Origin of the sequence: Novosphingobium sp. MBES04, from assembly GCF_000813185.1 — a bacterium.
Lineage (GTDB): Bacteria > Pseudomonadota > Alphaproteobacteria > Sphingomonadales > Sphingomonadaceae > Novosphingobium > Novosphingobium decolorationis.
On the sequence record NZ_DF850489.1, the window covers coordinates 487,314 to 505,845 of the forward strand.

The following is an 18,532-nucleotide window of genomic DNA, read 5'->3' on the forward strand; positions in this document are numbered from 1 at the left end:
GGGTCAGACCGGCATGTCGATGAAGGTCCCGTGCGCGATGGTGTGGAGGTAGCTGTCCGCGTCCTCCCGCCCATAGGCGCTGGCCACCAGGGGAATGGCGCGCGCGCTGCCGCTGTCGTCGAGTGCGTCCTCCGGCGGGGCCTGTGATGGCGTGAAGGTACGCACGAGAGCCTGCCGGATCGCGCGGGCGTCCTCGGCGCTCAGCTTTCCGGTCGCCACGTCGCTGTCGATGCGCCGTGCGAGCGCGGTGCGGAAGGCGTCGGCATCGAGCGTGCGCGTGGCGATGGCGGCCGCTTCCTGGGTGAGGTCGCGTATCTCGCTTTCGACATAGGCTACCCTTTGCGCGGCCAGTCCGCTTCCACGCAGCAGGTTGGTCACTTCGGCCCCGGATACGACAGCACTGATGCTCATGTCCCTCACCTCGCGTTTCCCGTCGTTCGCATGATGGCACCGCAAAAAGATTGCAAAGCTGCAAGCAGGGTAGTCCGCAGAGTTCCGGGTGACGCTCAGGTGGGCTCGCGGGTAACCGGGTCGAACGGGGGATAGAGTTCATAGATTTCGAGGGCCGGATCGAAATGGTCCCAGGGCAGGGCGTCCTTGCCGTAGATCACGTTTTCGGGGGTGACTTCGCCGGGCTCGTCGAGCGATCCGGCCTGGATCATCACGTTTTCACCAGGCAGTGCGCCCGAGGTGAAGATACGCCCACCGCAGGTGCCGCAAAAGTGGCGGGAAACCGCGCCGCCGCTCTCTCCGGCGCTGGTGTATATCGACGGCTCACCGTCGATGTGAAGCTGGTCGCGCGCGATCCCGACGATGGTCGTGTGCCCGGTTCCGGTCGCCTTCTGGCAGTCCCGGCAACAGCACTGCGTCTCGAACAGGCTGGGGCCCGTCACGCGGTACCGGATCGCACCGCACAGGCATCCTCCGCCGTATTCACGGTTCGCTTTCAGCATCCTCTTTCCTCTTCCATTTCGGTTCTTGTCGTTGGGGCCAAGGCTACCAGCGAGGCCCCGGCCTGCCTACCGGCAAGAAAGGCCCTCAGAACGTCACACCCAGTTCCAGGGCAAGAGTGCGCGGGCGCGGGGCGAAGACCTGGCGCGCACCCAGCGAGGTGGCGAGCACCTGCTCGGGACGGTGCGTGTCGAGCGCGTTGCGCAGGCTGAGCGACAGGTCCCAGCCGCCCCGTTCCACACCCGCCGCCAGATCGAGGCTCGCCCGCGCAGCAGTTCGGGCATAGCTCGATTGCAGGGTATTGAACTGCGAGGCAAAGCCGCTCGAAGCCACGGCGTCGAGGCGCCCCCACAGTGTCGTTCCCGAGGCGAGGCGGCGCTCGTAGGCAAGGCCGAGCGAGGCGGCGAGGCGCGGTATCATCGGCACCCGGTCGCCTGCGAAAAGCTGGCCCAGTGTACCGGCCCGTTCCTGGTCGCGGGCGACACGGGCGTCGGTCCAGCTGGCGGAAAGCGCGAGCGCGAGTTCGTCGCTGGCCTGCCAGTGCGCGTTCACTTCCGCGCCGTCGATCACGATTGAGCCGATGTTGGTGTTGTAGACAAAGGCGCTGTTGGGGCTCGAGGCGTTGTAGATCATGTCCGACCAGCCGATGTGGTAGAGCGCGCCTTGCAGCTCGATCCCGGAGCGGGGGAGGCCAAGGCGCAGACCCACTTCGTAGCTGCGCAGCGAATCGGCGGCGTAGCTGCGGTTCTCCTCGCTCAGCGAAGGGGTGATGTTGACCCCGCCCGGGCGAAAGCCATCGGCCATCTGCAGGTAGGCGACAAGATCGGGGGAGGGGCGCCAGGTCGCCTGGAGCTTGAGGTTCGAGCCGCTCTCGCGCGTGCTGAAGCGGCCCGGGGCAATGTCCGCGGTGCCGGTGATGAGGTTGGGCGTGAAGATGTCGCCCCTTGCGGTCTTGCCATAGTGGAACAGGCGCAGACCCGCGGTCAGGCGAACGCGCGGGGAGAGGTCGTAGGAGGCTTCGCCAAACAGCGCGGTCTGGTTGAGGCCGGTCCAGATGGCCCGAGCCCCCGTCACGTCGAGCGGGCGTACCAGCAGGCCCGAGGCCGCATCGGTGCGTGCGGTGATGCTGTCGACACGGTCGCGCCGGGTCTCGGCAAAAAGTCCCAGGGTCAGCGACGTGCGCGCAAGGGCCTCGGTGTGGAAACGGACTTCTCCGTTCGCACTGGTAACCCACATCGGCTGATAGAGGATTGCGGGAAGGCGCGTGGCCACGAAGGCGCGGTAGGCCTCCCATTGCGTCTGCGTGCAGCTGGCGCCCTGGCCAAGCCCGGCATGGCGCAGGCAGCTGGCCGGGTTGTCGACAAGCCCTGCTATGACGTCGCTGAAGTCGCTCTGGCGTAGGACCTTCCAGCGGTAGAAGGTCGCAAGTGCGGTCAGCGTCCCCCAGTCGCTGCGCCAGTCGAGAGCGGCGTTGGCGAGGTTGAGCGTGTTTGCATTGGGGGTGCGAACGGCAAGGTCATTGGTTCGCGCGCCGCCACGGTCATCAAAGAACTGCGCACCATCGCTGCGCGTCTCCTGGTGGAAGAACGAGACCTTGAGGTCGAGATCGGGTCCGGGCGTCCAGGCGAGAGCGAGGCGACCGCCCTGGCGCTCGGCCCCGCCCTGGTCGGCGAGGGCGAAGCGCGGGTGGTCGATATAGCCACCCGTCGTGCGGTCATAGGCCACCGCGCGCAGCGCAAGCGTGTCGGAGGCAAGCGGAAGGTTGACCATGGCCGAGAGGTGATGGCCGGGGCTGCCATGCCGGGTAATCGAGGCCCCGCCGCGAATCTCGCCGGAAGCTTCCGTCGCGTCGGGCGTGTTGAAGAGGAAGCGCAAGGTCCCCCCCATCGAGCTGGCCCCGTAAAGCGTGCCTTGCGGGCCGCGCAGGACCTCGATGCGGGCAAGATCGACCAGTTCGAGATCGAGCGCGATACCGCCCGGATCGAAGGTCGTGCCCGAGGGGCCGCTGACGGGAGAATCGCCATAGTAGACGCCGACGGTTGGCTCGCCGCGCCCGTAGACCCCGCGCAGGGTGAGGCGGCTGGCCGCGCTGTTGTTCTGCGCGATGTTGAGCGAGGGCGTGGCCTGCGCGAGTGTAGCAAGACCGTCGATGCCGCGCTGGCGCTGGAGCTGGGCGCCGATCACCGTGAGATCGGCAGCGCTCTGGGCCAGCAGGGTCGGGTACTTGAAGGCGGTGACGAGGATGTCCGGGCGCGGGCTTTCAAGCCCTTGCGGAGGCGCGCCTTGCGGGCCCTGGTCGTGGGTGGACACCAGCGGGGGCGCGGCGGGCGAGGCAGGAACGATGAGGATGGCACCGGAGTCCAGCTTGCGGGCCGAGAGGCCGCTTCCGGCAAGAAGCCGGGTCAGGGCCTCGTCGATGGTGTGGCGGCCCGTCAGGGGCGGGGCCTGCTTGCCGGCAACCAGCTCGGGGGCAAAAAGGATCTGTACGCCGCTCTGCCGGGCAAAGAGGACGAGGGCCAGCCGCAAGGGGCCGGCTGCAATCGTGTAGGGCGCGGCCGGAGTGCGCGCTGCGCCGATCTGTGGCAGTGCAAAGAGCAGGCCGATCTGCAGCGCCAGGGCGCAGCGCAGCAGCACGCGGCGCGCGCGTGTCCGGTCAGCGAAACCGGTCCTGGTCCTGTCCCTCATGTGCTGCGTGCCCTGTCGCGAGAGAGCCCGATTCCCCCCTGGTCGTGAATACTATCTTCTCTGCTTGACCCACCAATTTCAATATGTTGTTCTTCAATGCGAGAAGACTATTCATTGGGGGAAGATGTCTGCCGGACAGGGGGTGGACATGGGGCTTCGTTTGAGTGTCATTCGCCCTCGTGAGGCGGATCACAGAGATACAGTCGTGGGTGCCGTGCGCGATTTTCTCGCGCGGCGCGTCGGTCTTCAGGAGGCCGAGGACATGGCCCAGGAGGTCGCCCTGCGCCTGCACCAGCGGCGTGGCGACAACCGCATCGAATCGCTGGAAAGCTATGCGTTTCAGGTGGCGCGCTCGGTGCTGACCGACCGTTGGCGGCGTGAGGCGGTGCGCCAGCGCGAGGCGCATATCTCGCTTGAGGATTACCACCATCCGGTCGAGGAAATCTCGCCTGCGCGCGTGCTCGAAGGCAAGCAGCGGCTCGCCAGGGTGATGGTCTCGCTGCGCGATCTGCCGGATCGGACACGGCAGGTCTTCGTCCTTCACCGCTTCGAAGAAATGAGTTATGCGGCCATCGCATCGCACTTCGGTATTTCGGTCAGCGCAGTTGAAAAGCATATCATGAAGGCTATTCGCCACCTCAGCGCCTGCGTGGGAGAGTAATTCCCCATGACAGGTACGTGCGTTAACGACGCAGCCGCCTCCTGGTATGCCCGCCTCTCCAGCGACCACATGGAGCCGTCCGAACGCGCCGCGTTCGAGGCGTGGTACGCGTCTGATTCCGCGCACCGCATGGCCTGGGACCGGGTTGAGCGTGCCGCGCAGTTGGCGGACGAAGCGGCGCTGTCCGAGGAGGCCCGGCTTCTCGTTGCGGACGCTCTGGCTGCTCCGGCGCGTGGGGAAGGGCAGGACGATGGCGAGGACGAAGCTGCGGACTGGATCGAAGCGGCTCGGACCTATGGCGAAGAGCCTCAGGCGCCGCCGGAACGGGGCGCGCGCCGGCTGGTTCTCGCCTCCTTGCTGGCGGCCGTGCTGGGGATCGGCACGCTGACGTTTCTTGCTTACCAGGGGGGCATCGGCGGCAGCGCAGGCGCGCCCGAGGCGCGTATTCTTGCGACGAGCCGGGGCGAGGCTTCGCGGGCCTTCACGCTCGAGGACGGGAGCGAGGTCACGCTCGATGCCGCCTCGAAGGTGCGTGTCCTGCCCGGAACTGCAGGCCGCACGCTGGAGCTGACGCAAGGGCAGGCGTATTTTCGGGTGGCCAAGGATGCGGCGCATCCCTTCACGGTGACCTCGGGCGGGTACCGGGTGACCGCGCTTGGCACCGAGTTCGACGTGGACCTGCGCGGGGATGGCCTTGATGTCGGCCTTGTCGAGGGGCGCGTGAAGGTGGAAGCGCTCGGGCAGCGGGAACACAGCTGGACGCTGGAGCCGGGAATGGTGCTGTCGATCCGTGGCGACGACGCGCAACTGATCGAGGGACAGGCATCCGACACGCGCAGCTGGATGGACGGACGCATCAGCTTCGACAACGCGCCGCTCGGCGATGTCGTCGCCCGGCTCAACCGCCATCTTGCGCATCGGCTGGTGCTGGACCCGGCGCTGGAGGACCGGGTCTTCAGCGGCGTGGTGCGCACGGACGATCCGGCGGCGCTGATCGAGGCGCTGGAAGCCTACCAGATCGCGCGGCCTGACGTGGATGCTGACGGTGAGACGCGGCTCGTCCCGTATTGATTTTAGAAAAATGGTTCCGAGGGCCATCGCCCTCGGGCTCCCAAAACGGTCTACCTTACCTCTCTCAGCCTGGGCGGCTTTGCAGAGGTGAGGTAGACCGTTTTTGGGTCAAGGGGCGATGGCCCCTTGAATTTTCCCCTTCTACGTTCTGACTGTTTGGGGCCGCTGGCCCTTATTCCGAAGCGGTCTTGCGATAGTCGAGCGGCGGCGGACGGTCGCCGATCATGGCCTCGTATTTGAAATCGGCGCCGCGGCGTTTCTCGAACTCGGTCGTGGCCTCGGCGATCTCGGCGGGGTTCACCAGCAGTTCGGCGGCGGTGAGGGCGAGGGTCTTGGCGGCCACCATCGCGCCCTTGAGGCCGATGGTGGAGCCTGCCGCAGCGGTGTTCTGCCAGCTGTGCCCGGCCGAACCCGGCACGAAAGTCGCGGTCGAGAGGCCAACGGTCGGCTTGACCCAGCTGACATCGGCGACATCGGTGGAGCCGGACAGGGCCTTTTCCTCGATCACGGCGGGCTGGATCTGCCCCACGCTTTCAAGCGGCGCGGCGCGGTCCTTGAAGCTTTCCTGGAGCTTGCGGGCAAAGGCGGTTTCCTCGGCCGTCCAGGTGATCGCGCCGGCCTTGTGCAGCGAGCGGTCCATGACCTTCATCAGGGTCTCGTTGGGCAGCAGCGAATAGACGCCGCCGGTCTGTTCGAAGTCGACGCTGGTCTGGGTCCCCATGGCCGCACCTTGCGAGGCTTCGCGCACCCAGCCCATGACATCGCGCACGACTTGGGGATCGACGTGGCGCACGTAGTAGTACACCTCGGCCTCGTCGGGCACGACGTTGGGGGCCTTGCCGCCATCGGTGATGACGTAGTGGATGCGCGTCCCATCGGGAATGTGCTCGCGCATCATGTTGACCATGGCGTCCATCGCTTCCACGCCATCGAGTGCGGAGCGGCCTGCAGCAGGGGCCCCGGCGGCGTGCGAGGAGCGGCCGTGGAAGCGGAACTTGCCCGAGATGTTGGCAAGGCTGGGACCTTGCGCGGCCGAATTGGTGTTGCCCGGGTGCCAGTGGAGCGCGATGTCGATGTCGTCGAACACCCCGTCGCGCACCATGTAGGCCTTGCCCGAGCCGCCTTCCTCGGCCGGGGTCCCGTAGACGCGCACCTCGCCCTTGATGCCGTTCGCCTCCATCCATTCCTTCACCGCGATCCCCGCGTAGGTCGAGGCGGTGCCGAAGAGGTTGTGGCCACATCCATGACCGCCTTCGGTTTCCAGCGGCTGGCGCATGGGAGAGGCGGCCTGCGAAAGGCCGGGCAGGGCGTCGTACTCGGCCAGGAGCGCGATCACCGGGCCCTCGCCGGTGCGGTAGCTGGCGACAAAGGCGGTGGGTTCGCCCGCGATGCCAGCCTTCACGGTGAAACCGGCCTCGGCCAGGCGCGACTGGAGGAGGCTGGAGCTTTGTGTCTCAAGGTAGCCCAGTTCGGCGTAGTCCCAGATCTTGAGCGCGGTTTCATCAAAGAGCGCCTTGTCGCTTTCCAGCGCGGCGAGGATCTGGTCCTGCTGCGCTTCGGGAATGGGCGCGGCCAGTGCGGGCGCGGCCAGTGCGGGCGTGGTGAGGGCGGTGCTTGCCGCCAGCAGTGCGGCACGGGCCATGCGGCGCAGGCCGCGAAGGGGGATGGGAAGGAAGGTCATGTGCAGTCCTTGGTCTCAACGAAGATCGCAAAAGGACCTTCGGGGCCGAGGCCGCGTCCCGTGTGAGGACACAACGCCGGTCCCGAAGGCCAGGGCGGGTATCAGAAGCGCTTGGTGATCGAGGCGTTGAAGTAGCGCCCGATGACGTCATAGTTCTGGGCGTCGTAGTTGCCCTCGCTGTCGCCCACCTGCGGGGGATGGCGGTTGAACAGGTTGGTGATGCCGAGGCGCAGTTCGGTCTCGGCGGGCAGCTCTGCACGCGCGTTGAGATCGAAGACGTCGTAGGCGCTCACCCCGCGCGTGGTGCTGGTGGGCGAGACGACGCGGTTGGAGGCGATCATCGAGGAAATGTGCCGCCAGCGCAGCCCCAGGCTGTAGCCGTCCTTGGACCAGGTGAACGCGCTCACCGACTTCCAGCGCGGGTGCGCGGTGCCCGCGCCCGATTCGATGCCGGTGCCGATGCTGCCCGCATAGTCGTAGGTCGGAGCGCCGGGCAGGGCCTGGATCGAGAAGGTGTCGAGGTAGCTGCCCGCGACGTTGATCGCGATCTCGCCCGGATCGCCGCCGAAGATGGTGTCGAGCCCGAAGTTCCAGTCGAACTGCACGTCGATGCCCTTCACGTTGAAGGTGCCCAGGTTCAGGAGCGGCTGGACCGGGTTGACCGGCACGCCGCTGTCCGAGCTGCGCTCGATCAGCGAGCAGTAGTAGTTCTGCGGATCGAAGTTCGGGTTGTTGCCGCCCGAGTTGAAGCAGAACTGGATGCCCTGTGCGATCGAGAGCGGGCCGATCGCCTCCTTCATCTTGATCTGGTACCAGTCGAACGAGAGCGACATGTTGGACAGCATCGGCGAGACGAAGGGCGAGGTCAGCACCGCGCCGAAGGACAGCGTGTCGGCCTTTTCTTCCTGCAGGTCCGGGTTGCCGCCGGTAAGGGCAAAGACCTGCGCGGTGCCGAGCTGGTAGCTGTCGATGATGCTCGCCGGGACCCCTTGCGCCAGACACAGGTCGCGCACGTCATCGCCCGCCGCGCCCTGGCGGTAGGAGGAGCGCACGTCGCACGGATCGCCGTTGGTGTTGCTGGGCGAGGGCGTGCCGATGCCCACGCTGCCGGTCGAGACGGGGGCGTAGAGCTCGCCCACGCTGGGCGCACGGATAGCGCGGTTGTACCCGCCGCGCAGGCGCACGTTGTCGATCACGCGCCAGTCGAAGTCGGCCTTGTAGGTGTGCACCCCGCCAACCGAGCTGTAGTCCGAATAGCGGTAGCCAAGGTCGAGGTTGAATTCCTGGATCGCGGGCAGGTCACGCAGGATCGGCACGAAGAGTTCGGCGAAGAATTCCTTGGTCGAGACCGAACCGGAGGCGGAACGCAGCACGCTGTAGCCCAGGATGTCGCTGGTGCCATCGGCCTGGCTGAGCTGGTTGTCGGGCTCGAACGTATAGGCGTTGTAGCGGTAGTCCGCGCCCACGGCGAAGCGCACCTGGCCGGCGGGCATCTCGAACAGGCCGCCCTGCATCGAGCCTTCGACCGTGCGCTGCTTGAGCGTATTGGTGTTGAGCGTGCGGCGCGAGATGAAGTCGATGCAGTCTTGCGAGGGCGTCAGGTTGCCGAAGGGGTTGAAGCCGCCTTCGCACAGGTCGCTGCCGCCACTCGGGCTGTAGAGCAGGTCGCGCAGGGCCGAGGCGCTGGCGCCGCCGGTCTGCTCGTTCTCGAACTTGGCCTTGCTCAGCGCGCCGTAGACTTCCCAGGTCCAGTCCTTGACACCCACGTCACCCGCAAGGCCCGCCGTGCCCTGCCAGACGTTGTAGTGATAGCGCTGGTAGCGCGGGCCCAGGATGTTGAACGCCTTGTAGAAGGTGAAGTCGGCCTCGGGATCGGGGCGCGAGGCGAGGATCGAGGCGAATTCGCTGGAGATGAAGGGGTTGGAGACCGGGACGCTCAGGCCATAGACATTGGAGGCCAGCGTCGGGTTGGCCCGGCCGACCGAGGTGTAGTCGGTCATCGAGAAGTCGGCGAAGGCGCGGATGCTATCGGTGAGCTCGTAATTGAGCTTGCCATAGAAGCTGTAGCGATCGAGGTCAGACTGGATCGAGCCGCCGGTGTAGCCGAAGTTCAACTGCTGGTTGGTGGGCGAGGTCGTGACGAGGTACGCCTCGTCGGAATCGCCGTCCCGGAAGTTGTAGACCGGCACGCCGACATTGGTGAAGAGGCTCTGGTCGGTGTTGAAGCCCATCCAGCCGGTGTACTGCCCGGCGGCGTTTCCGGTCAGTGCGGGGGTGCCGTAGGTGCCCTGGAAGACGTCGTTGACGGCATCGATGCTGGGCAGGTTCGAGCCGAACAGGGCCGTGCCCTGGGGGATCGTGGCGAGCCCGGCAACCGTGGAACGGTAGCGGTAGTAGTCGCGGTTATACTGATAGGCGCGCGAGCGCTTGGTGTAGTCGAAGGACATGACCGCCGAACCGCGACCGTCCGCGAACTCCGAGCCTGCGACTGCGCCGATGCGGTAGCTCTCACCGTCCTTGTAGTCGCTCGTGCCGATCTGGCCGGGCATCTCGATGCCGTCGAAGCTGCGCTTGAGGCGGAAGTTGACGACGCCCGCGGTCGCGTCCGAGCCATAGGTCGTCGAGGCGCCGCCGGTGATGACCTCGACGCTTTCGATAAGCGCTTCGGGGATGGTGTTGAGGTCGACCGAGCCGTCCGGGTTGGAGGGCTGGAGACGGCGCCCGTCGACCAGCAGCAGGGTTCGCTTGGCGCCAAGACCACGAAGGCTGGCGTAGGCCTGGCCGCCGTTGAGGCCGGTGCTGGTGGAGCCGCCGTTCGATTCACCGAACGCGCCGGTGAACTGGGGCATCTGGGAGAGCGCCTTCTCGACCGTCAAGCGCCCGCTGTCTTCCAGCGCTTCGTTGCCGATGGAGACGATCGGACTGTTCGCTTCGTAATCGGGGCGGGCGATGCGCGAGCCGGTAACGACGATGCTGCCCACGTTCTCGGGCTCGGGAGGGGCTTCGGGCAGGCTCTGGGCAAGTGCGCCGGTGGCAAGCAGGGCGCAAGGTGCGCACGTACCGGTCAGGAACAGGCGAATGGGCGTTCTGGACTTCATCGTTACCCCTCATTTGGTGAAGTGATGTCACGTTCACCAACAAGAGACGCAGCGCGTTCAATGCCCCTCACTTTGGATACGAAATAATTTATAAAAAATGCCGGACGTGGATATTCCACGCCCGGCACGCTGTGTGTCTGAGTGCTTGGTTACTTCTTGCTGGAGGGGCCGTAGAGGATGCCATTGAACAGGAACTTGAAGGTCGGATAGGGCTGAGCGCGCTGCGTGACTTCAGGGCCCATCACGAAGAGCTTGCCCTTGCCCAGGTCCACATCGGCAATCGCGGTCGTGCCCTGGAGCTTCTCCTGGCCCATCGCCCAGCCGCTCTTGAGCGGGGTCGGGCTTTCGTACCACGAGACCTTCCGGGCCTGTGTGCCCCTTCCCGTGAAGGTGAAGGACTGGCTGCGGTCGAAGAACATGTCGACCGTTGGCGTGATGCCGTAGGCGAGCGGTTGCGAGGGATCGACGCGCGCTTCGACAAGGGCACCGGGGATGAAGAACTCGCTGGTGGTCAGGCCCTTGAGTTCGCCGTCTTCCTCCTTGGCAAGGGCGGGGACGAGCGGGGCCTTGAGCATCGTGGCCAGACGGGCGGCGTTGCCGATGGCGATGATCGTGCCGCCGTCCTGGGCGAACTCGGCCAGCGCGGGAGCGGTCTTTTCCTCGCTGACGAGCCCCAACTGGGAGCGGTATTCGGCCGGGATCGTCTCGGGATCCGGCATCGAGGAGGGGCGTCCGCTCCACGGACCGTCCTTCACAGGCGGCACGGTGCCGTTGGCAAAGACGAGAACGTCGAACTTGTCGGCAAGGTTGCCCTGGTCGAGCTCGCTGGGGAAGACGACCTCGAAGGGAAACTCGTACTGCTCGAAGAGCCAGCGCGTCCAGCCCGAGGGCATGACCCCGCCGTACTGGTCGACCAGCCCGACGCGCACGGGGGCGATGGCCATGGACTCCTGCGAAGGCGCGGCCCCTTGCGCATAGGCGTTGATGCCCAGGTCCTTGACCGAGGCCTCGATGATGCGCCGGGCCTCACCCGAAGCGGGGATCCAGACGGCACCGGGGGCAAATTCCACGTTTCCGGCGCGCGTCGCGCTCTTGATCCAGGAGACCGGCAGGCCAGCCTTCAGCAGACGGTTGGTGAGGATGAAGCTGTTGTTGGTCTCGTGGCGCACCAGCCAGCCCGCATCGCCCGATCCCACGACCTGGCCGGCGGGCACGTCGAGAAGGCCGGTGATGGGCGACGCTGCCGGATCGATGGTCTCGAACACGCGGTCATAGCCCACGCCCATCTGGTCGGAGAGCGTATAGCCGGTGATGTCGTAGGGCATCTTGGGCGGACCGCCGGGGTATTCAACGTCGTGCGGGTGATCCTGCGGCTCGAACATGTCGAGGACGTGGGGGCGATAGGCCTGCGAGGTCTTCACGATCCACGATCCCGCCGGGTAGCTGGTGCCCGCAGCCGAGAACGAGGCATCGGCTTCCAGCACTTCGACGCCGTTCTTGAGAAGTGCGTTGAGGAAGGCGACCGTGGTGGGCAGGTCGCGCTGGCTGCGCGAGATGACATAGGCGCGCGGGTCGCGCTTCTCGTTTGCCTGGAGGACTTCGCCGTAGAGCGCCGGGTCGACGCGGTTGGCACGGAAGAAGCTGTTTTCGTCCTTGGGAGCCGGACGGTCCTTGCCCGCTTCCTGAAGCTCCTCGATATCGGTGGGCGTCGTCGTCCAGCTGTCGGTCAGGCCCTCCTCGATGGAATTCTTGCCCATGCGGTAGTAGTTGAACAGTAGCCGGTCGCGGTTGCGCGAGGCATAGTCCAGCACCGCGCGGTCAAGGCTCCACTGATATTCCAGGCTGTCGGCCAGATGCCATTCGCGCGGGGCGATGGGCATGGGCTTGTCGTTGTCGGGCAGCTGCACTTCGGGGACGAGCGGGATATTCATGGGCGTCGGCCCGCCGATGATCTCGGTGAGCAGCCCGATCGAGTTGTGGAAGTAGGAGACCGAGCGCTCCATGCCGTTGTGCCAGGTGGAGTACGATGCGGAACTGCGCATGCCCGAGCCCGGCTTGTTCTCCGCAATGAGGCGGCTGTGCATGGTCGAGCCCACTTCCTGCAGCTCGGTCATCAGCAGGGGATCGTAGTTGTAGTTGAAGGGATCGCGGAAGGGCGGCACGAACACCACCATGCCCTCGGGCCCGGTCTGGTGCTGGTTGAAGATGATCTGGGGGAACCACTCGCGGAACAGCACGCGGTTGACGTTCTCGGTCTCGGGCATCTGCGCCATGAAGCTGTCGCGGTTGTTATCGTGCCCGACGTACTTCTGGTAGAGACGCGGGATCGTGCGGAATTCGCGCTTCTCCGGGTCCTCGTTGCGCATGTACCAGTCGGCGACAAGCTGGAGGCCGTCCGGGTTGTCATGGCCAAACAGGATGATGACATCGTCGAGAATGCGCTTCGTCTCGGCGTCGTTCTTCGTCAGCATGCGGTAGAGGACATGGATCTGCGATTGGGTGGTCACCGTCTCGGTCGCGTGCATGCCGGCATCGATCCAGACCACGGCCTTGCCTTCCTCGGCCAGCGCCTGCGCCTGTGCATCGTCGAGCCCCTTCGCCTTGGCGAGGCGGGCGTTGATGTCCTTGTAGTGATCGAGCTTGGCAAGGTTCTCGGGCGAAGAGACGATCGCCACCCACATCGTGCGGCCTTCCGCGCTCTTGCCGATGTCGACCAGCTTCATCCGGTCCGACTGGCTGGCCAGCGTCTTGAGGTAGGCTTCGTACTGGTCGTAATTGGCGAGGAAGTAGTCGCTGCCCGGTTCCTGCGGGAAGCTTTCGGCCGGTGTCGCGATGCCCATCGTGTTGGGCTGTGAGATCTGGGCCAGGCCCGGTGAGGTCAGCAGGAGCGCCATCGCCGTGAAGCTCGCCGCCCTAAGCCCAATTCGCATATCCGTATCTCCTCTTCGCGCATCGTGTGCCTTGCGTCGTAGGGTAGGACGCAGGTCCGGCGCGAACCCTCAGGCAAAAAACCGAAAAAGGGGAAACTTTTTTCGCAAGCGCGAATTCAGGCGCGGGTTTCCGGCACGATATCGAAGGCAACCGTGAGACGGTCGGCCTCGCCGTCGAAGGGCTCGGTGCCGTGCCACAGGTAGCTGGGGAAGAGGACAAGGTGCCCGGGTTTCGGGCGTATGTGCGCGAGCGGTGCCAAGGCGGGCGAGGTCGCGCAGCCCGGCCGCCCGAAGGCGAGCCAACCCTGCTGGCCGGTGTCGGTCGCGGGCGGCGTCTCCACATGAAAGGCGCTCGAGAGCCAGCCCTCGGGATGGACGTGATCGACGTGGTGCCCGCCGCCCGCGCGCAGCAGGACCGACCAGGCTCCCGTCAGGCGCCAGCCCGGGCGATCGGCGTTGGCAGGTTCGGGAATGCGCGCGCGCGTCGGGTCGGTGCCCGGACCAAGCTCGGCAATGTAGCGGGCGATTGTCTCGCGCACGCTGGCAAAGAAGCCTGCGAGGACGGGATCGGGGCTGCGGGCGAGGTCTTCCTGGGTCTGACTGCCCCCACGAAGCGATTGGCCGGGCGGGTGCATGCTCCAGCCATGCCGCGCGCGCAGCGCGTCGCCAAGTGCGCTCAGCCAGGCGTCGCGCGAAGGCCAGCCCGCAGGTGTGGGCACCTCCATCTGTCGCACCAGTCCATTCTCGCAATAGGGCGCACTGCCTTGCGGATCCCCGAGCAGGCGCTGGGCGGTGAGAAGCAGGGCGCGTACGCCCTGATCCTGGGGATGGTGGGCCAGGATGCGCGCGGCAAGGTCGCGCCCCTCTTCGGCGCGGCCAAGGCCCAGCAGCGCTTCGACAGCGGACTTGGCGGCCATCTGCGAGGACGGTGCCAGGCGCAGCGCCTGGACGGCATGGGCCAGATGCGCCTCGCGGGCATCGGCGGCCGCTGAGGCCTGCGCGGCGGCAAGGTGCAGGGCCGGGTCCTTGGCGTGGGACGAGAGGCGCCGCTCCAGCCGTGCCAGCGCGGCTTGCGCTTCGCCCGCGGCAATGTCGAGCCGGGCGCGCAGGATCGTCAGCGCGGACGTTGCCGGGACCTCACGGGCAAGGGCGGCGTCGAGGTGCGCGGCAGCATGGCCGAGATTGCCGGTGCGCATCCAGCGCAGCTGGGCGAGGTCCTGGTGGGCGTCGAGATAGTCGGGGCGCAGTTCCAGCGCGCGGCGAAAGGCATTCTCGGCCTCGTCGAGCTGGAGGAGACCCTGAAGAGCGCGGGCCAGCACGAGCTGCGTTTCCGGTGCGGTGGAGCCTTTCGTCAACGCTCGGCGGGCCGCGTCGGCAGATTCGGCAAAGCGGGAGAGGTCGCCCAGCGTCGAGGCCAGATTGTGTTCGGCAATGGCGCTGGAGGGGCGGGCCGCCACATCGCGCAGGTGTGCATCCAGAGCCTCGTCGAGACGCCCCTGCGCTTTCAAGTCGCGCGCCTCACGCGCCGGATCGGATTCTGCTGCGGCGCGGGTCGGGACGGTGCTCATGAGGCCAGAGGTAACGGCCGCACCGGACGCTTGTCCAGTGCTCCCGAAAGGGAGAGATCATCGCGTGGAAGGACAAGAGAACAAGGTGTTTGCTGTAAGCCCGCCTTGGGCGAAAGCGAAGCGCAGCGCAAAAGGAAATGGCTGCCGGAATAGCTTTCGAGGTCGCTCCGCGCTCTGGGCCTCGAAGTCCCGCTTCCTTGAGCTCCTGTCAGCCCATCATGCTTAATCGAACCTTCCGCCCCCACGACGTCTTTTGCCAAGACCCGGCCTAAGCTGGCCGCAGGCTCTCTGGCCGTAAGAGCGCGCCTCGATCCGGCAATGGGCAGGGCAGGGGTATGCATCGACAAGTGTTTCACGATCCTTCCGGCAAGCGTGGCCGCCGCATGCGCTGGCTCGTCGCCGGACTGGGGCTGGTCTTGCTGTCCGGTCTGGCGATGCTTGCATGGGCTGTCGTGTCCATTGAAGCGCGTTCGGCCCCGCAATTGCGGTCTGCAGGCGGGGAGGGCGCGGTCAAGGCCGTCGCCATGCCGCTGGAGGAGCGTGCGCCTTCGCAGGAGGACTGGCTGCCCGCAGCTATGGGGGCAGCGGACCCGCTCGTCCACGCCGAAACACTTGGTTTCTACATGCCCTGGGACGAGGCAAGCCGCCAGTCGCTCAAGGCGAATCTGGACCAGCTCACCTGGGTCGCGGCGGGCATGGTTTCGGTGCGTGGGGTTCAGCACGACTGGATCGAGGCCGAGGACGCGGGTCTGGCCGCCACACTCGCGCGTAATCCCCGAAGCCAGCTCCTGATCATGATCCAGAACGACAGCGAAGAGGGCTGGGATGGTGCGAACATGGCGCGCCTCCTCGCCCATCCGGAGAAACGCGCGGCGCTACTCGACAGGATTGGCAAGGTGATCGCCCGGCACAATGCCGAGGGCGTTTTCTTCGACCTGGAGAACCTGCCGGTCTCCGCACATGCCGATTACCTGCAATTGCTGAAGGAAGCGCGCGCCCGTCTCGCTCCGGCGCGAGGCGCGCGCGCGGCAACGGTCATGGTGGCGGCCCCGGTGGCCGACGACGCCTGGGATCTTGGTGCCTATGGCGCTGCGGCGGACCGCGTCGTGCTGATGGCCTATGACGAACACTGGCAGTCCGGCTCGCCTGGAGCGATCGCCTCGCAGGCCTGGTTCGCAGGGGTGGTGGAAAGCGCGGTGGCGCGCACGGGCGCGGATCGGGCCATCGTGGCCATCGGCAGCTATGCGTACGACTGGGCCGAAGGGCAGCCTCTTGCCGATTCGATTACGGTCACACAGGCCTGGAGCCGGGCGGATGCGGCCGGCACGCGTCCGCAATTCGATCCGGCAAGTGGCAATTCGGGATTTGCCTATGTCCGATCCGGCGTGCGCCATGAGGTGTGGATGCTGGATGCCGTGAGCGCGTGGAACCAGCTGCGTGCCGTTGAAGCGGTGCGTCCTGCTGGCGTCGCCTTGTGGCGTCTTGGCAGTGAGGACCCGGGCTTCTGGAGCGCCTTGAAAGCCGCGCGAACCGGTGTGCAGCCTCCCGAGGACGCCTTGAGCACGCTGCCGTTCGGGCAGGGCATCGAACTGCGCGGCAGCGGCGAAATACTGCGGATCGAGACACGTGCCGCAGACGGTCGGCGCACGCTCGATATCAAGAAGGATGGTCTCATCCATGGTGCGCGTTACGAGGCGCTGCCCCACGGCGATGTCGTGCAGCGGCGCGGTAACGCGGCAAAGCAGGTCGCCTTGACGTTCGATGATGGGCCGGACCCGCTGTGGACGCCGCGTGTGCTTGACGTCCTGGCGTCCCATGACGTGCCGGCAACGTTCTTTGTGACAGGCACGCGCGTTCTGGACGAACCGGACCTTGTGCGGCAAATCGTTGCGCAGGGCTCGGAACTGGCCAACCACTCCACCACGCACGCCGATCTTGATCGCTTGCCCGATGCGGCCGTGCGGCTGGAAATCAACGCGACGCAGCGCCTTGTGCAGAGCTATACCGGCCGTTCGATGCGCCTGTTCCGTCCGCCCTACCTGGGCGATGCGGATCCCGATACCGCGTCCGAATTGCGCATCGCCCGCATCGCAGGCGAGCTGGGCTATCTGACGGTCGGGCTCAATGTCGATCCGCTCGACTGGAAGACGACGGACGCAGCCACGATTGCGGCGCAAACGATCGCGCAGGTCGAAGCGGGAAGCGGAACGTTTGCGCGTCGGATCGTGCTTCTGCACGATTCCGGAGGAGATCGCAGCGCGACGGTCGCGGCCCTGCCGATCATCATCCGCGAACTGCGCGCGCGCGGGTACGAGTTCGTTCCCGTCTCGACGCTGGCCGGGCTGACGCGAGAACAGGCGATGCCGCACCTGGCCAAGGCAGGGGAAAGCGCCTCGGGCACGGGCGGAGTTCTGTTCGAGGCGGTGCGCATCGGTCGTCAGTCCATTGGCTGGCTTTTCATGACCGCGATTGCACTGGGGCTGGCGAGGGTCCTCTCGCTTTCGGCTCTGGCGCTCTGGCAGGCCCGGCGGATGGCTGCGAAGCAGGATGGGGCCGACGTGCCGCCGCACCTCGTCCCCAGCTTCGTTTCCGTACTCATCCCCGCCTTCAACGAGGAACGGGTCATCGAGGCGTCGGTGCGGCGCGCACTTGGCACGCAAGGGGTGCGTGTGGAGGTCATTGTGATCGACGACGGGTCGAAGGACGCCACCAGCGCCGTCGTCCGCGAGGCATTTGGCCACGATCCGCGCGTGCGCCTGCTCACGCTGGAGAACGGGGGCAAGGCACGGGCGCTCAACAAGGGGTTGGAGATCGCCAAGGGCGATGTGGTCGTGGCGCTCGATGCCGACACGCGCTTCGAGCCCAGCACGATTGCAAAGCTGACGCGTTGGTTCGCCGATCCGAAGATCGGCGCGGTGGCGGGCAATGCGAAGATCGGCAACCGGGTCAACTGGCTCACGCGCTGGCAATCGATCGAATACATCACCGCGCAGAACCTCGAACGCCGTGCGCTTGAAGCATTGGGGGCCGTGACTGTGGTTCCCGGCGCCGTGGGCGCATGGCGGCGTGCGGCACTGGACGCCGTGGGCGGATATCCGGCCGATACGCTGGCCGAGGATCAGGACCTGACCATAGCCGTGCAGCGCGCAGGGTGGCGGGTCGCCTGCGATCACGAGGCCATTGCCTGGACCGAAGCGCCCGAAACGGTGCGTGCCCTGTTCCGCCAGCGCTATCGCTGGGCGTTCGGGACGCTGCAGTGTCTGTGGAAGCATTCGGAGGTCATTGTTCGGGGCGGGCCGCGTGGCCTGGCCTGGTTCGGATTGCCGCAGGCGTGGGTCTTCCAGATCGGGCTTGGCCTGATCTCGCCGATGATCGACCTGGCGCTCGTCACAGGGCTCGTCGATGCAGGGGTACGCACTTACAATCATGGCTGGGGCGTGATGTCGCAGGACCTCGCGACGATGCTGGCGTTCTGGGTGGCTTTCTCGGCCATCGAGTGCGGCTGCGGCATGGTAGCCTATCGGCTGGATGGCCGGGAAGGGCGCTTGCCGGTCTTGCGCATGTTGGCGATGCGCTTTGGCTATCGCCAGTTGCTCTACGCGGTCGTGATACATTCGGTGGCCTCTGCCGCGCATGGCCTGCAGGTCCGTTGGGGCGCGCAGCAGCGCACAGGCAAGTTTGACACACAGACACCTGCCACGGCCGCGGCCCAGCCCGTCCTCATGCGCCGCGAAGAGGCGCACATGGAATGGCAGGCCGGAAACGAGAACGTGGCTTCCATCGCGTCGGCAGCCTGAGCCGGGTGCCAATGCGTCCGCCTCCAGTCCGCCGTATCCGCGACGGACTTAAGGCTGTCTGGGGTGTGAGAGCCCGGCCCGAGTTCAGAC

Annotated in this window: 10 protein-coding genes; 3 read left to right on the forward strand and 7 right to left on the reverse strand. The window is 66.3% G+C overall.

All coding sequences use genetic code 11. The annotated features are described in order from the left end of the window. Positions 1-3 precede the first annotated feature (3 nt). The 3 genes from MBENS4_RS15950 to MBENS4_RS15960 form a co-directional block, all read right to left on the reverse strand. Positions 4-411, reverse strand: coding sequence for a hypothetical protein (locus MBENS4_RS15950; RefSeq protein ID WP_039392801.1), 408 nt, complete (start codon positions 409-411; stop codon positions 4-6). 95 nt (positions 412-506) lie between these two features. Then, positions 507-953, reverse strand: a complete 447-nt coding sequence (locus MBENS4_RS15955) for a GFA family protein (RefSeq protein ID WP_039392802.1) — start codon at positions 951-953, stop codon at positions 507-509. 85 nt (positions 954-1,038) lie between these two features. After that, positions 1,039-3,636 (reverse strand): TonB-dependent receptor domain-containing protein, encoded by a 2,598-nt coding sequence (locus MBENS4_RS15960; RefSeq protein ID WP_084592199.1) that lies wholly within the window; start codon positions 3,634-3,636, stop codon positions 1,039-1,041. A 64-nt stretch (positions 3,637-3,700) separates the two neighbouring features. Between MBENS4_RS15960 and MBENS4_RS15965 the strand changes: the two genes are divergently transcribed. Together MBENS4_RS15965 and MBENS4_RS15970 are read left to right on the forward strand one after the other, a co-directional pair. Continuing rightward, positions 3,701-4,297, forward strand: a complete 597-nt coding sequence (locus tag MBENS4_RS15965; protein ID WP_199904426.1) for an RNA polymerase sigma factor — start codon at positions 3,701-3,703, stop codon at positions 4,295-4,297. A gap of 6 nt (positions 4,298-4,303) precedes the next feature. Continuing rightward, on the forward strand, positions 4,304-5,368 hold the full coding sequence (locus MBENS4_RS15970; protein ID WP_084592200.1) for a FecR family protein: 1,065 nt from the start codon (positions 4,304-4,306) through the stop codon (positions 5,366-5,368). A gap of 172 nt (positions 5,369-5,540) precedes the next feature. Here MBENS4_RS15970 and MBENS4_RS15975 read toward each other — a convergent pair whose 3' ends face one another. From MBENS4_RS15975 to MBENS4_RS15990, 4 genes are all read right to left on the reverse strand, one after another. Next, positions 5,541-7,049, reverse strand: a complete 1,509-nt coding sequence (locus MBENS4_RS15975) for an amidohydrolase (protein ID WP_445321519.1) — start codon at positions 7,047-7,049, stop codon at positions 5,541-5,543. Between the two features lie 101 nt (positions 7,050-7,150). After that, positions 7,151-10,147 (reverse strand): TonB-dependent receptor domain-containing protein, encoded by a 2,997-nt coding sequence (locus MBENS4_RS15980; protein ID WP_039392805.1) that lies wholly within the window; start codon positions 10,145-10,147, stop codon positions 7,151-7,153. Between the two features lie 149 nt (positions 10,148-10,296). After that, positions 10,297-13,077 carry a M14 family metallopeptidase gene (locus MBENS4_RS15985; protein ID WP_039392806.1) on the reverse strand — a complete coding sequence of 927 codons (2,781 nt, stop codon included), beginning with the start codon at positions 13,075-13,077 and terminating at the stop codon, positions 10,297-10,299. Between the two features lie 116 nt (positions 13,078-13,193). Further along, positions 13,194-14,645: a 2OG-Fe(II) oxygenase family protein gene (locus MBENS4_RS15990; protein ID WP_052322454.1), complete on the reverse strand. Its 1,452-nt coding sequence runs from the start codon at positions 14,643-14,645 to the stop codon at positions 13,194-13,196. A gap of 335 nt (positions 14,646-14,980) precedes the next feature. Here MBENS4_RS15990 and MBENS4_RS15995 point away from each other — a divergent pair, with 335 nt between their 5' ends. Next, positions 14,981-18,442, forward strand: coding sequence for a glycosyltransferase (locus tag MBENS4_RS15995; RefSeq protein WP_084592201.1), 3,462 nt, complete (start codon positions 14,981-14,983; stop codon positions 18,440-18,442). Positions 18,443-18,532 lie beyond the last annotated feature (90 nt).

Excerpts from the sequence above, each read along its gene's own strand:
- MBENS4_RS15950 (WP_039392801.1), bottom strand. The coding sequence starts at position 411 with ATGAGCATCAGTGCTGTCGTATCCGGGGCCGAAGTGACCAACCTGCTG.
- MBENS4_RS15955 (WP_039392802.1), bottom strand. The coding sequence starts at position 953 with ATGCTGAAAGCGAACCGTGAATACGGCGGAGGATGCCTGTGCGGTGCG.
- MBENS4_RS15960 (WP_084592199.1), bottom strand. The coding sequence starts at position 3,636 with ATGAGGGACAGGACCAGGACCGGTTTCGCTGACCGGACACGCGCGCGC.
- MBENS4_RS15970 (WP_084592200.1), top strand. The coding sequence starts at position 4,304 with ATGACAGGTACGTGCGTTAACGACGCAGCCGCCTCCTGGTATGCCCGC.
- MBENS4_RS15975 (WP_445321519.1), bottom strand. The coding sequence starts at position 7,049 with ATGACCTTCCTTCCCATCCCCCTTCGCGGCCTGCGCCGCATGGCCCGT.
- MBENS4_RS15980 (WP_039392805.1), bottom strand. The coding sequence starts at position 10,147 with ATGAAGTCCAGAACGCCCATTCGCCTGTTCCTGACCGGTACGTGCGCA.
- MBENS4_RS15985 (WP_039392806.1), bottom strand. The coding sequence starts at position 13,077 with ATGCGAATTGGGCTTAGGGCGGCGAGCTTCACGGCGATGGCGCTCCTG.
- MBENS4_RS15990 (WP_052322454.1), bottom strand. The coding sequence starts at position 14,645 with ATGAGCACCGTCCCGACCCGCGCCGCAGCAGAATCCGATCCGGCGCGT.
- MBENS4_RS15995 (WP_084592201.1), top strand. The coding sequence starts at position 14,981 with ATGCATCGACAAGTGTTTCACGATCCTTCCGGCAAGCGTGGCCGCCGC.